Annotated in this window: 12 protein-coding genes; 2 read left to right on the top strand and 10 right to left on the bottom strand. The window is 65.2% G+C overall.

Annotated elements, in window-relative coordinates; translation table 11 throughout:
- The first annotated feature begins 4 nt into the window (after nt 1–4).
- Nucleotides 5–1,432 (top strand): aldehyde dehydrogenase family protein, encoded by a 1,428-nt coding sequence (locus ABH945_RS33965; RefSeq protein WP_429253544.1) that lies wholly within the window; start codon nt 5–7, stop codon nt 1,430–1,432.
- A 101-nt stretch (nt 1,433–1,533) separates the two neighbouring features.
- Here ABH945_RS33965 and ABH945_RS33960 read toward each other — a convergent pair whose 3' ends face one another.
- The 10 genes from ABH945_RS33960 to ABH945_RS33915 form a co-directional block, all read right to left on the bottom strand.
- Nucleotides 1,534–3,228, bottom strand: a complete 1,695-nt coding sequence (locus ABH945_RS33960) for a GMC family oxidoreductase (RefSeq protein WP_429253543.1) — start codon at nt 3,226–3,228, stop codon at nt 1,534–1,536.
- Between the two features lie 81 nt (nt 3,229–3,309).
- Complete coding sequence (locus ABH945_RS33955) at nt 3,310–4,380, bottom strand: ABC transporter substrate-binding protein (RefSeq protein WP_074771707.1); 1,071 nt, start codon at nt 4,378–4,380, stop codon at nt 3,310–3,312.
- Between the two features lie 279 nt (nt 4,381–4,659).
- The gene (locus tag ABH945_RS33950) at nt 4,660–5,988 is read right to left on the bottom strand and encodes an NAD(P)/FAD-dependent oxidoreductase (protein ID WP_429253542.1); all 1,329 of its coding nucleotides are present in this window, start codon (nt 5,986–5,988) and stop codon (nt 4,660–4,662) included.
- A 54-nt stretch (nt 5,989–6,042) separates the two neighbouring features.
- Nucleotides 6,043–6,387, bottom strand: coding sequence for a cupin domain-containing protein (locus ABH945_RS33945; protein ID WP_429253541.1), 345 nt, complete (start codon nt 6,385–6,387; stop codon nt 6,043–6,045).
- Nucleotides 6,384–7,376, bottom strand: a complete 993-nt coding sequence (locus ABH945_RS33940) for a M14 family metallopeptidase (RefSeq protein WP_429253540.1) — start codon at nt 7,374–7,376, stop codon at nt 6,384–6,386. The genes ABH945_RS33945 and ABH945_RS33940 overlap by 4 nt, the downstream gene beginning before the upstream one ends.
- 2 nt (nt 7,377–7,378) lie before the next feature.
- Nucleotides 7,379–8,857, bottom strand: coding sequence for an NAD-dependent succinate-semialdehyde dehydrogenase (locus ABH945_RS33935; RefSeq protein WP_074771703.1), 1,479 nt, complete (start codon nt 8,855–8,857; stop codon nt 7,379–7,381).
- An 83-nt stretch (nt 8,858–8,940) separates the two neighbouring features.
- The gene (locus tag ABH945_RS33930; protein ID WP_074771702.1) at nt 8,941–10,029 is read right to left on the bottom strand and encodes a tartrate dehydrogenase; all 1,089 of its coding nucleotides are present in this window, start codon (nt 10,027–10,029) and stop codon (nt 8,941–8,943) included.
- A gap of 111 nt (nt 10,030–10,140) precedes the next feature.
- Nucleotides 10,141–11,064, bottom strand: coding sequence for a 2-hydroxyacid dehydrogenase (locus ABH945_RS33925; protein ID WP_429253539.1), 924 nt, complete (start codon nt 11,062–11,064; stop codon nt 10,141–10,143).
- Between the two features lie 6 nt (nt 11,065–11,070).
- Nucleotides 11,071–11,955, bottom strand: coding sequence for a GNAT family N-acetyltransferase (locus ABH945_RS33920; RefSeq protein ID WP_429253538.1), 885 nt, complete (start codon nt 11,953–11,955; stop codon nt 11,071–11,073).
- A gap of 78 nt (nt 11,956–12,033) precedes the next feature.
- On the bottom strand, nt 12,034–12,156 hold the full coding sequence (locus ABH945_RS33915; RefSeq protein WP_290439541.1) for a hypothetical protein: 123 nt from the start codon (nt 12,154–12,156) through the stop codon (nt 12,034–12,036).
- A gap of 124 nt (nt 12,157–12,280) precedes the next feature.
- On the opposite strand from ABH945_RS33915, the gene ABH945_RS33910 reads away from it, so the two are divergent.
- Nucleotides 12,281–12,895 carry a helix-turn-helix domain-containing protein gene (locus ABH945_RS33910; protein WP_074771699.1) on the top strand — a complete coding sequence of 205 codons (615 nt, stop codon included), beginning with the start codon at nt 12,281–12,283 and terminating at the stop codon, nt 12,893–12,895.
- Nucleotides 12,896–13,214 lie beyond the last annotated feature (319 nt).

Genomic DNA, 13,214 nt, shown 5'->3' with positions numbered 1-13,214 from the left:
ATCTATGCGACATCTACAGCAGTTCTATATCGACGGCGAATGGGTCGAGCCGTCGGGCACCGCGCGCCTCGCCGTCATCGATCCCTGCACGGAAGAATCGCTGGGCGACGTTGCGCTCGGCAATGCACACGACGCCGATCGCGCGGTAGCGGCCGCAAAGCGCGCGTTCGTATCGTTCTCGCAGACCAGCGTGGCCGAGCGCGTCGCGTTGCTCGAAAGCATTCTCGAAGCGTATCTGAAGCGCTACGACGAGATGGCCGAAGTCATTTCGCGTGAGATCGGTGCGCCGGCGAAGCTGTCGCACGACTGGCAGGCCGCGCTCGGCAAGCGGCATCTCGAGGAGACGCTGCGCACCGTCGAACGTTTCCCGTGGCAGCGCATGAAGGGCAGCACGCTCGTCAATCACGAGCCCGTCGGCGTCGCGGCGCTGATCACGCCTTGGAACTGGCCGATCAATCAGATCGTCTGCAAGGTTGCGCCGGCGCTCGCGGCGGGCTGCACGATGGTGCTCAAGCCGAGCGAGGTGTCGCCGCTGAACGCGTTGCTGTTCGCCGAGATCATCGACGCGGCGGGCGTGCCCAAAGGCGTTTTCAATCTCGTGAACGGCGACGGCCCGACGGTCGGTGCGGTGCTTGCCGCGCATCCCGACGTCGACATGGTGTCGTTCACCGGATCGACGCGGGCAGGCGTCGAGATCGCGCGGCTCGCTGCGCCGACGGTCAAGCGCGTGCATCAGGAGTTGGGCGGCAAGTCGGCGAACCTCCTGCTTGACGATGCCGATTTCGACACGGCGGTCGCGGCGGGCGTTCGTTCATGCTTCGGCAACAGCGGCCAGTCCTGCAACGCGCCGACGCGCATGCTGGTGCCGGCGGCGCGTCACGACGAAGCCGTGGCGATTGCAACGCGTGTCGCGCAGACGCTGCGAGTCGGCGCGGCGGACGATCCGGCAACCGGCATGGGTCCGGTCGTCAGCAGCGTGCAGTTCGAGCGCGTGCAGCGGCTCATTGGCGTGGGCATCGAGGAGGGGGCGACGCTGGCCGCCGGTGGCCTCGGCCGGCCCGAAGGTCTGCAACGCGGCTATTACGTGAAGCCCACGGTATTCGCCAACGTGAATCCGTCGATGACGATCGCCCGCGAGGAAATCTTCGGTCCTGTTCTGGCGATCATGCCGTACCGCGATGAAGAAGACGCCATCGCCATCGCGAACGACACGCCGTTCGGCCTCGCTGCTTACGTGCAATCCGCCGATCAGGCGCACGCGCGGCGCGTGGCGTTGCGGATGCGCGCGGGCAGCGTCTATGTGAACTATCCCGCGTGGGACCCGGGCTCGCCGTTCGGCGGCTACAAGCAGTCGGGCAATGGCCGCGAGTACGGCGAGTGGGGGCTGGAAGCGTTTCTGGAAGTGAAGGGCGTCGTGGGCTACGGAAGCTGACAGGCGCGCCTGACGTCCGGGTTGCAAGAGGCTGCCAGACGGGTTACGCGTGGCGGCCTCTTTTTATTCAGTCCTGCGAGTCACACCTGGCATTTTTTTATTCAACGCGCTCGACCGGCATCTGCTTTGCGCAAACCATCGGCCACTTTCTCCGCGATCATGATGGTCGGCACATTCGTGTTCGCGCAGGGAATCGACGGCATCAGCGACGCGTCGCAAACGTACAGACCGTCGACGCCATACACCGCGCCATGCTGATCGGTCACGGCCAGCGGATCATCGGGCGAACCCATCCGGCAAGTGCCTGAAGGGTGCCACGTGCCGCCAACCGAACGCGTGACGAACTCCGTCATGGCGCGATCATCAGCGAGCAGATCGTCGATACCGACCCCTTGCGTCACCACGCGTTTGATCAACGTGCCGCGCAACGGCCCGGCGATATCGAGCAGCCCGCTCAACGCGCCGCGCTGCAGCGCATTCCAGACACCCGGCACCGCCACCGCCGCCACGCGAGGCGAATAGCTCGATGGAAAGATCACATCGCGATGCGCCGCCAGCGAAGGCGAGGCGAGTTGTGCCGCGCCGAAGCGCAGCGCGAGCTTCAGGCGCGCCAGATCGCGCGGATCGGACAGCATCGCAAAATCGACGTGGGGTTCATCGTGCGCGTCGGACGAGGCGAGCGTCACCCGTCCGCGCGAATACGATTTATTGACCCAGAAGAACAGCGTCCCGAGCCGATAGCCGACCGAATGCCACCCCGAGCGCGACAGGATTGCGCCGTGCATGTCGCCGGGAACGGTGTTGGGCAGCCCCGATGAAAACCGTACGACGGCCTGCTCGTGATGTTCGTCGGGATACGGCGTGCGAGCGTTGCGCGGCAGGAACGTGGAGACGGCGATCGAAGGATGCTCCATCAGATTGCGTCCCACGCCCGCCCGATCCGCGACGATTTCGATGCCGTGCGTCTTCAGTTCGTGCGCAGGACCGACACCGCTGCGCAACAGCAATGCGGCGCTATGAATCGCACCGGACGACACGATCACCCGGCGCGCATTCACGTCCTCGCTCGTGCCGTCCGCGCGGACGATGCGCGCACCGCACGCGCGCCGTCCGTCGAACAGGATGCGCGCGGCGACTTCACCCGTGCGTATCGTGAGATTGGGGCGGGCGCGGGCCGCGTCGTCGAGATAGCAGACGGAGGTGGGCAGGCGCTCGCCGTTCGCACTCACGCCGATCGAGCCGATGAACGTGCCGTCTTGCCACGGTCCGTTCTGATCGTCGTGCAGCGCATGGCCGTTTTCATCGAGCGTATGCAGCACCGCGCGCACGAACGGCGAGATGCGCGCCCAGGCGGGGCGCTGGATCCGCAGCGGTCCGTCGCTGCCGTGGCGCGGTCCGCTAAAGTCGCAATCGGTTTCGAGCTTGCGGAAGTAGGGCAGACACGACTCCCAATCCCAGCCCGATGCGCCGAGCGTTGCCCATTCGTCATAGTCGGCGGGCGCGCCGCGATTGGCCATCAGCGCATTGATCGCGGAACCGCCGCCGAGCAGGCGCGCCTGTTCGTACCGGCGGGGCGAGCCGCTCGTGCTCATGCGCGCCTTGAGTTGCCGCCAGATGTTGCGTGTGTCGAGATAGGCGCGTCCTGGGTAGCGGCTGCGGATCGCGTCCGGCATCGTCGCAGCCGAGATATCGCGACCCGCTTCGACGAGGCATACGTTCGTGCCTGCGTCTTCCGACAGGCGCGCGGCCAGCACGCAGCCGGCGGACCCACCGCCCAGAATCAGATAGTCGATCACGTTGGAATCAGTGAGCCGCGCACGTGACGCCGTGCGCGGCAGGTGAAGAACGATTTAATCAGGATGACTGACCGCAACCGCTCATTGCATGAACTTGAGCCAGCGCGCCTTGGCCTGGATGCCCGCGTCCGATGCCCACCAATCCTCCGACATCAACGCCTGCTTCGCGGCGTTTGCAGGCGAGCTGGGCAATTGGGCCGCGCGGGCTTCGGTGATCTTGCCGGTCTTGAACGCGGCCGGATTGCCCGGTCCGTAGTCGATGTAGAGCGGCAGATTCGCCTGCAATTCCGGCGATAGCGCGGCGTTGATGAAGCGGACCGCGTCGTTGAGGTTGGGCGCATTCTTCAGCACGCAAAGCTGCGTGTTCTGCAGGATGCCGTCGTTATAAGTGAACGCGATATCTGGGTCGTCTTTCATTACGGCGCTCGCGCGGCCGTTCCAGATCATCGTCATATCCACTTCGCCGTCGTGCAGCAATTGCGCGGACTGCCCGCCCGAGGTCCACCAGACCGTCACGTTCGGCTTGATCTGTTCGAGCTTTTTGAAAGCGCGATCGACGTCGAGCGGATAGAGCTTGTCGCGTGGCACGCCGTCTGCCAGCAACGCGGCTTCGAGCACCGTCATCGGATCGTTGCGCAGCGCGCGTGTGCCGGGGAAATTCTTGACGTCCCAGAAATCTTTCCAGCTTTGCGGGACTTTTTTCAGGTTCTTCTTGTTGTAGCCGATGACCGTCGAATAAAACTCATACGCGACCGAATACGGCGTGCGGTATTTGTCGGGGACGGCCGCCGCGTTCGGCATCTTCGAGAAATCGAGCTTTTCGAGCAGACCGGCGCGGCCACCGCGCAGACAGTTCGAGGTCGGTGTGTCGACCACATCCCACACCGGCTTGCCGGTGTCGCCCTGCGCCTTGATCTGCGGCCACGCGTCGGGAATGCTGTCCTGATTGATGGTGATGCCGAGTTGCGTGGCAGCGGGATCGAGAATCGCCTTGGTCTGCGCTTCCTGATAGGCGCCGCCTTGCGAGACGAAGGTGATCTTGCCCGCTGCGAATGCGGGCGCCGTGCCCGCGATACCCACGATACTCAACGCTAAAGTCATGGCCAGCGGACGCAACGGGAACATCGAACGGCGGAGCCTTGCAATATTCATCACAGTCTTTCCTCGACAGGGGTAAAACGATGGACGTCTTGCAGTTCGAGCCTCGCGCCTGATCTCCGGCAGCTTCGGAAGACGCAAGAGTGATGTCGAATATATTGATTCATTATTTCGACGGCAACGCCAGAATTGTTGGACTCGCCATGATCTGAAGTTATGTCAGAGCAATGCGGCGTTGGCTGGGTCCAATGAGATCGCTGCGCTCGCGAATGGGGAGCGCAGCGTGCGGGTACCACGGTGTTTGTGCCGCCGGTTAAACAAGGCACGAGGCCGTCACATCATCTCGGGACTGGTCAGCCGAGTTCCATCGGAAAAGCGCGTCAAACGATAGGGCTCTAGCTCGTTACCACTTGCATCGCCGGTCACGATGCGGCTGACCAGCATGCCTGCTCCCGGCCCGAGACCGAAGCCGTGACCGCTGAAGCCGGACGCGATTACAAGGCCCGGCATGCTCTCCACGCGCGACATGACCGGCACCAGATCGGGCGTCGTATCGATCGCGCCTGCCCATGCATGCGCGACACGCAGGCCCGACAATTCCGGGAACACCTTCGCGACGTTTTCCAATGCACGGGTCGGCCATTCGGCATCGGGCGCAGGGTTGAGCACCCGCATCACTTCGAACGGCGAGATGTCGTCGTGACTCCAGTTCGCACTGCCTTCGGGTCCGCCGAAAAAGCGTTGCGCGAGCCGGAACTTGAGTTTCTTGTTGAGCTTGCTGCGGAACATCTTGCGAAACTTGACCGCGTGCCGGAGATTTTGCGGCGCGATTTCCATCCGCCCATAACCGGGGACTGCAATCGTGTAGCCGCCGTCGAGCCGCCGCCGGATCGCGAAGTTCGGGCCGGAGAAACAGCCGTCGATCACGGCGGGCGCTTCCGCCGTACGCAGCGCGGTGCCGATCACATTGACGGCAGGCAGATCGATCCCGTGATGCCGGCAGAACAGTGCGCTCCACGCGCCTCCGGCGAGCACGACGCTGTTCGCGGCAAGCCGCCCGCGCTCGGTCCAGACACCGGAAATCCGGCCCGCGCTGATATCGAGTCCGCGAACCGCGCAGGTTTGATGCACGCGGGCGCCGAGCCGCTGCGCGCCTCGTGCGATGGCGGGCGCCGCTTTCGACGGCTCCGCGCGTCCGTCGGAATACGACCACACGCCGCCCGCCCACTTCGTTTGTCCAGTGGGCACACGCGCGGCCAGTTCGCGCGCCGACAGCAACTGACTGTCGAAGCCGATTGCGCGCGCCTTGCCGAGCCACGTTTCCCACTGAGCGACGTCGGCGGGCTGCTCGCTGCCGTACAGAATGCCGGACTGGCGAAAGCCGATGTCCTCGCCGAGTTCGTCGCTCAACTCGCCCCACCGCTTCAGGCTCTGCATCGCGAGAGGCAATTCGTAGAGGTCGCGATTCTGCTGACGCACCCAACCCCAGTTGCGTCCCGACTGTTCCGCGCCGATGACGCCTTTTTCGAGCAGCGCGACCGAGAGTCCGCGCCGCGCCAGTTCGTACGCCGTACTGACGCCGATAATGCCGCCGCCTATCACGGCTACGTCGCAGCGATCGGGAAAACCGTCGCTATTCGGAACTTCGTCGATTCTTAGCATGGGTAAGCAACCGTGATTGACATGACCTGCAGATACGAAGCGCGTGCCGCGCGTTCAGAAGATCACGTAGATCTTGCGCAGCGTTTCGTCGATGTTCCAGAGTCCTTCGGTATTGGCCTCGAAGAACAGCGTGTCGCCGGCGGCGAAGCGGATCGTGGTTTCTCCATCGGGCGTGAAGCTGCCGCTGCCCCTGATGAAATGCATCACTTCCGCCTGTTTGACCGAACGCCGGTAGGTGCCCGGCGAGCACTCGAACACGCCGGTGTCGACGGCTTCCTGACCGGGAATCACATACTGCCGTCCCGACACGCGCGCCGGTTCGGTGCCGGGCAACCCGGCGGTTCCCCAGTCTTCGAGGGCGGTGACTTCTGCGGCTTGCGTGATCTGCTGGACTTTCATGCGGCGTGTTCCTGTTGACGTGAGGTGAGGTCGATACGGCGTTCGATCCGGCCGAGCCGGACAACGGTGACGCCCGCGCGCAACTGGCGCAGCGAGGGCATCACGAGCATGCAGTCGTCGTACGGCGTCGCGACCGGCTGGCCGTCGGACCAGGCGATCACGGTGCCCGCCTTGTCGAAGGTTTCGAGGCCGGTGTAGGGGCCCGCGAAGCGGAAATCCATGCTTTTGGCGACGACCGGTTCGGTCACGCGCACGATGCACATTTCGTCGGCAAGCGGCGTAATCCAGCCGCGCGGCAGGTCGTCGGCATCGACGACGCCCGACAGCAGCAGGAAGCGCGCGCAGCAGTCGCGCGCGACTGTTACCGCGCTGGCTTCCCAGTGCTGACCGCATTCGACCAGCAGCGCGTTCTTCGGACTCGCGTCGTCGCCGAAAGCTTCGTAGTCGCGCATGCGGCGGCCTTCGGGATGGCCTTCGTCCTGAATCACGGTGGCCGGCGTGCCGAGCCGCTCGGACAATTCCGCGCCTTTGCGCAGCGGCCCCGCGACGATCAGCGGCGCGCTTTTCTCATGCATCGAATGCAGGTCGAGCAGCAGGTCGACCGTGTCGATCACGGGACGCATTGCGCGCGCGCGGTCGAGTTCCGACGAGCGGGTCGCGAGGTCGTCGAGTTTCGCGGCGGTCCACACGCGGTTGAAGTCCTGGTCGACGAAACGCGCCTTGTCCGGCGCAGCGGGATCGAAGCGCGCGTACGCGTCGACATTCGCGAACGCCAGCGTGAGCTTGCCGCGGCGCGGGCGCAGGCCGCTTTCCAGCAACCCGGCGACGGCGATCGCGCCGCACACTTCGTTGCCGTGCGTGAGCGCGTTGATCATCACGTGCGGTCCGGGCTTGCCGGAGTCGAACGTATGGACGTAGGCAATGCCGGTGTTGCCGGCGGCGTGCGCCGAGATGTCCGGAAATTCGACTTCGATCGGATAGGCTTCCATGATTACTGCAATCCTCCCTGGCACAGGTACTTGATCGACAGATAGTCGTCGAGTCCGTATTTCGATCCTTCGCGGCCGTAGCCGGACTCCTTGACGCCGCCGAACGGCGCCGCCTCCGACGCAAGCGCGCCTTCGTTGATGCCGACGATGCCGGCTTCCAGCGCCCGCGACACGCGTTCGATGCGGCGCATGTTCTCGCTGTAGAAATACGCGGCGAGTCCGAACGGTGTGTCGTTCGCGGCCTGCACGGCTTCCTGTTCGCTGTCGAACGGGAACAGCGGCACGACCGGGCCGAAGGTTTCCTCGCCGCATAGCGCCATCGCCGAGGTCGCGTTGCCGAGCACCGTGGGCGCGTAGTAGTGCGGCCCGAGTTCGGTGAGCCGCCGTCCGCCGGTCAGCACGAGCGCGCCGTTTTCGACTGCGTCGTCGACATGGCGCGCGATCTTGTCGACGGCGCGCAGGTTGATCATCGGGCCGATCTGCGAGGTGGGTTCGCTTGCCGGGCCGACCCGCAGTTCGGCCACCTTCGCGCGCAGCAGCGCGGCGAAATGGTCGTACACGTCGCGCTGCACGTAGACGCGATTCGGGCACACGCAGGTCTGTCCGCCGTTGCGGAATTTCGCGGCCAGCAGGCCGTTGACGGCGGCGTCGAGATCGGCGTCGTCGAAGACGATGAACGGCGCATTGCCGCCGAGTTCGAGCGACAGCTTTTTCAGCGTGCCCGCCGATTCGCGCGCGAGATGCTTGCCGACGGGCGTCGATCCGGTGAACGTGATCTTGCGCACGCGGCTGTCGGCGAGCCATTCGCCGACCGTCTCGGCGGCGGACGCGCGCGATGCCGAAACAATGTTGAGCACGCCGTCCGGCACGCCTGCTTCGTGCGCCAGCATCACCAGCGCGATCGCGGTGAGCGGGGTGTCTTCGGCCGGTTTCGCGACCACCGTGCAGCCTGCCGCGAGCGCCGGCGCAATCTTGCGCGCGATCATCGCGAGCGGGAAATTCCACGGCGTGATCGCCGCGACGACGCCGATCGGCTCCTTCACCGCGCTCATGCGTTTGCCGCGCTGTTGCGCCGGAATCAGGTCGCCGTAGATGCGCGTCGCTTCGTCGGCGAACCACGCGACGTACGACGCGCCATATCCGACTTCGCCGCGTCCTTCGGCGAGCGGCTTGCCCTGTTCGAGCGAGATCAGGGCGCCGAGCGCGTCGCGATTGGCGATGATCAGCGCGTGCCAGCGGTGCAGGATGGCCGCGCGCTCGCTCGCCAGCAACGCGCGCCACGCGGGCAGCGCTTTGGCGGCGGCGTCGGTGGCGGCGCGCGCGTCGGCCGGGCCGCTATCGGCGACATCGGCGATCAGGTTGCCGGTGGCCGGATCGGTCACGGCGAAACGCCGGCCGCTCGCCGCTGCGAGCCACTGGCCGTTGATGAAATTGTCCGTGCGGATCAGCGCGCGGGCCTGCTGTTCGAGATTCGTGCTCATGTGAGCGCTCCGTGTCTTGCGGCTTGCGGTGGCGAAGCGCCCGGCCTGCGCCGGGCGGTCGAGGCGGACGACGCCGCGAGTAATCAGCCCGCGTCCGCGACGCGCGCTGCGATCGCCGCGCCGACTTCGGCAGTCGACGCGCGGCCGCCGAGGTCGCCCGTGTGCGGACCGTCCTTCAGCACCTCCGTGATCGCCGCGACAATCGCGTCGTGCGCGTCGCGTTCGACACCGGTGCTGTGGCCGAGGAAGTCGAGCATCATCGCGGCCGACCAGATCATCGCGACCGGATTGGCGATGCCGCGACCGGCGATGTCGGGCGCCGAGCCGTGCACCGGCTCGAATAGCGACGGGAAACGCCGGTCGGGATTCAGATTGCCCGACGGCGCGATGCCGATCGTCCCGGTGCAGGCCGGACCCAGATCGGACAGGATGTCGCCAAACAGATTGGACGCGACCACCACGTCGAAGCGGTCCGGGTTCAGCACGAAGCGCGCGCACAGAATGTCGATGTGCTGACGGTCCATCTTCACGTCCGGGTAGCGGGCGGCCATTTCGTCGGCGCGCGCGTCCCACCACGGCATGCTGATCGCGATCCCGTTGCTCTTGGTGGCCACCGTGATCTTCTTCGCGCGACGCTGCGCGAGATCGAATGCGAACTTCATCACACGCTCGGTGCCGTGGCGCGTGAAGATCGACTGCTGCATCACGACTTCGCGCTCGGTGCCCTCGAACATCGTGCCGCCCACCGACGAGTATTCGCCTTCGGTGTTCTCGCGCACGATCATGAAGTCGATGTCGCCCGGCTTGCGGTTCGCGAGCGGGCAGGGCACGCCTTCGAACAGGCGAGCGGGGCGCAGGTTCACGTACTGGTCGAATTCACGGCGGAACTTGAGGAGCGAACCCCACAGCGAGATATGGTCGGGCACCTTGTCGGGCCAGCCGACCGCACCGAACAGGATTGCGTCGCAATCCTGAAGTTGTTCCTTCCAGTTGTCGGGCATCATCTGGCCGTGCTGCGCGTAGTAGTCGCACGACGCCCATTCGATCCGGCGGTAGTCGATGCCGATGTCGAAGCGTTTGCACGCGGCGTCCAGCACGCGCAGACCTTCGGGCATCACTTCGGTGCCGATGCCGTCGCCGGGAATCACAGCAATGCGATATTTGCGGGTCATACGTATCTCTCCTTGCCGTCTTCGCGCGCGGTCTGCTGACTGCACGGGTCCGGCGAAATGGTTGCGTCCGGTTGTCGGGTTGCGCGTGGTATTACGTGTTGTCGCCTGATGTCAGTAGCCGCGCGTCCGGTCGATCAGGCCATTCATCGGCTCGCCCGCGCGAAAGCGGCGCAGGTTTTCCAGCACCGCATCGACCGCCGATTCGGGCCGCGTCGCGCTCGCGATATGCGGCGTGATGCGCACGCGCGGCTGCGTCCACAACGGATGGTCCGGGGGCAGCGGCTCGGGATCGGTGACGTCGAGCACGGCACTGTGAATCTGGCCGCGTTCGAGCGCGTCGAGCAGATCGTCACCGACCAGTTGCGGTCCGCGCCCGACGTGAACCACCGACGCGCCGCGCGGCAGCGTGTCGAACACCTGACGGCCGAGCAGCCCGCGTGTTGCATCGGTCAGCGGCAGCAGGCAGATCAGCACGTCGGTGCGGGCGAGAAACGTCGCCAGTCCGGCCTCGCCCGCATAACAGTCGATCCCGGCGATCTCGTGGTGCGAGCGGCTCCAGCCCGCGCACGCGAATCCGAATAGCCGCAAGCGTTCGAGCACCGCCGTGCCGAGCATGCCGAGCCCGAGCACGCCGATCCGGCGCGACGCGGCGGCGCGCAACGGCATCGGCTGCCAGGCGCGCGCCTGCTGCTGCAAGTGGTAATCGAACAGATCGCGGTGAATCGTCAGCACGGCTTGCGTGACGTACTCGACCATGCCGTCGACGATGCCCGGCTCGACCATCCGCACCACCGGCAGATGCGCGGGAATCTGCGAGAGATCGAGTTGATCGACGCCCGCGCCGACCGAAAACACGATCTCCAGGTTGGGCAGCGTGACGGCGAGATCGCCCGGTTGCCACGCGACCAGGAAACGCACGGACGCGGGGTCGCTGATATCCGGCCAGACCCGGAACGGCATCTCGGGCGCGAGCTGCGCGAAGCGCTCGGCCCACAGTGCGCCGCGCACCGGGTCGGCTTTGTAGAGGACGGTCATCGCCGGTTACGCCATCGCCTGATTGACGATGCCGTACGCGCGCCAGGTCGCGTCCGGGGCGGCTTCGCGCAAGTCGGCGGACGCGTTGCGCACCATCTTGTCGACGGAATCGACGCGTGCCAGGCCGAGCCCGGACAGCCAGTCGTTGATCCCCGCATCGCCCGGTACGTCGATCCGCACGAAATCGCCTTCGTGCAGCGCGAGCCAGTACGAAATCAATGCGCGGGCGCGCAGGTCGTCGGACGAACGCTGCGTGACCACCGGTCCAATCGCGTAGCCGCGTCCAAATGGACGGAACAGCGAGAAGCCGAGTACTTCGCCGTCGCGTTCGAGCACCACGCCTTGTGCGAATGCAAGCAGCGCCGGAATCGTCGCGCTGCGGTCGAAACCGCTTGCGCGCGATGCGAGTTCGATCAGCGTGGGCAGATCTTCCGGCGTTGCCGCACGCAGATGCTCGCCGGGCGGCGGCGCGACTGCGGCCACGCTGCCGGGCGTGCCCTGATGCTGGGTGAGGCCGCCGCAGGTTACGAAGCCGAGCTTTTCGTACAGCGGCTTGCCTGCGACGGTGGCATGCAGGAAGGTCACGCGATTACCCAGTTCTTCGAGCACCAGTTCCATCAGCTTGCGGCCGATGCCACGGCCCTGTTCTTCCGGCGACACGATGACGAGGCCGAGCGTGCCGCGGTCCGCGCCGAATTTCCAGCACAGTGCCGTGCCGATCACGGCGCCATTGTCTTCGGCGACGAAGCCCGTGCCTGCGTCGTGCATGAAGCGCCAGTCGTCGGCGCGATGCGGCCAGCGCACGGCAACAGAAAGGCCGTGCGCGGCCGCGATGTCGGCGGACGTGAAACGGCGGTAGCTGGGTGATGTCTTCACAGATGATTCGGACACTGCAAACTCCTGCTTGTCGGCATGATCGTGCCTAGACTGTCGCATTCCCGGTGCCCGCTTCATAGGACGATCTTTTTGTCATTCGCGATCGTCGGCAGTCGGCGGGCTTGCATCTCTGGAGTGCGAGGCGGCCCGCATCGGGCGGGTATTTTTGACGTTCACCGCAACAATGATGAATTCAATATAATGATGATAATTCATGCGGGTGTTCATTGCAGCAACGCGGCGGCCTCCGCCGTTTTGGGTGCAACCGGTCCACACCCGGCACAACAACAGTAGCGGCGGCGCGTAGCGGGCCGTCCGCCCCGTCATCAACAGGAAACACATGCAGCGAACAGAGTCTGTCAAGAAGCGCGCGGTCGACCTGAGTCACGGCGACGTCGGCGGCCGTCTGCGGGCGCTGCGCGTCGCGCAAGGGCTGTCGGTCAACGAGCTGGCGACGCGCGCGGGCGTGTCGGTCGGCACCGTCAGCCAGGTCGAGCGCAACAAGGCGAATCCGTCGGTACGGATTCTCGAGCGCCTGCGTCAGGCTCTGGGGGTTCCGCTCACCGCGCTACTCGAAGAAGACGACGCGGTGTCCGACCCGTTCACCGGCGATTTCGTGCGCAAGGCGGCCGAGCGGCCGTTGTTCGAAGTCGGCAAGAACGGCATGCAGAAGGAGTTGCTGTCGCCGCACGGCGACCACGATCTGCAGATGATGATCATCATGCTGCCGGCCGGTTCGGGATCCGAAGAAGTGCTGGTCGGCATCGGCGAAAAGGCGGGGCTGGTGCTGGAAGGCACGGTCGTGCTGAATGTCGGCGACCGGCGCTCGGAACTGCGCACAGGCGACAGCTTCCAGTTCAAGAGCACGGTGCCCCACAGCGTGCGCAATGAAAGCAGCAAGACTGCGCGTTTGCTGTGGATCATGAACACGCAGCCGCCCGTCATTCATCTTTGATCTCTACGTCGTTTTAGAGCCGCGTGCCGGTGGCCGGCGGCTCCATCTTCCTTTTTCCGCTCGCTTTCCTCTGATGCGTCGCGCCTGGATCACCCGGGTTATCACTGACGTCTACCTCTTTCTTTCCGCTGTTCATTTTTGCGCTGCACGATCAGGTCGATCCCGTGCTGGCCGTTGCTCTCCAGCGCCATAGCCGGTTGGACTTGCGGCCTATTCCGGCCGCTCATGCAGCGCCCCGGCGAAGGCGCGCGGCCTGTCGCAGTGCACCACGAATTTTTCGCAAACTTTTATTTTTGATCACTGGCAATTCATTTTGTGT

Source organism: Paraburkholderia sp. GAS333, from assembly GCF_050435665.1.
Classification (GTDB): Bacteria; Pseudomonadota; Gammaproteobacteria; order Burkholderiales; family Burkholderiaceae; genus Paraburkholderia; species Paraburkholderia fungorum_A.
This window is presented reverse-complemented; position numbering and strand designations above follow the sequence as displayed.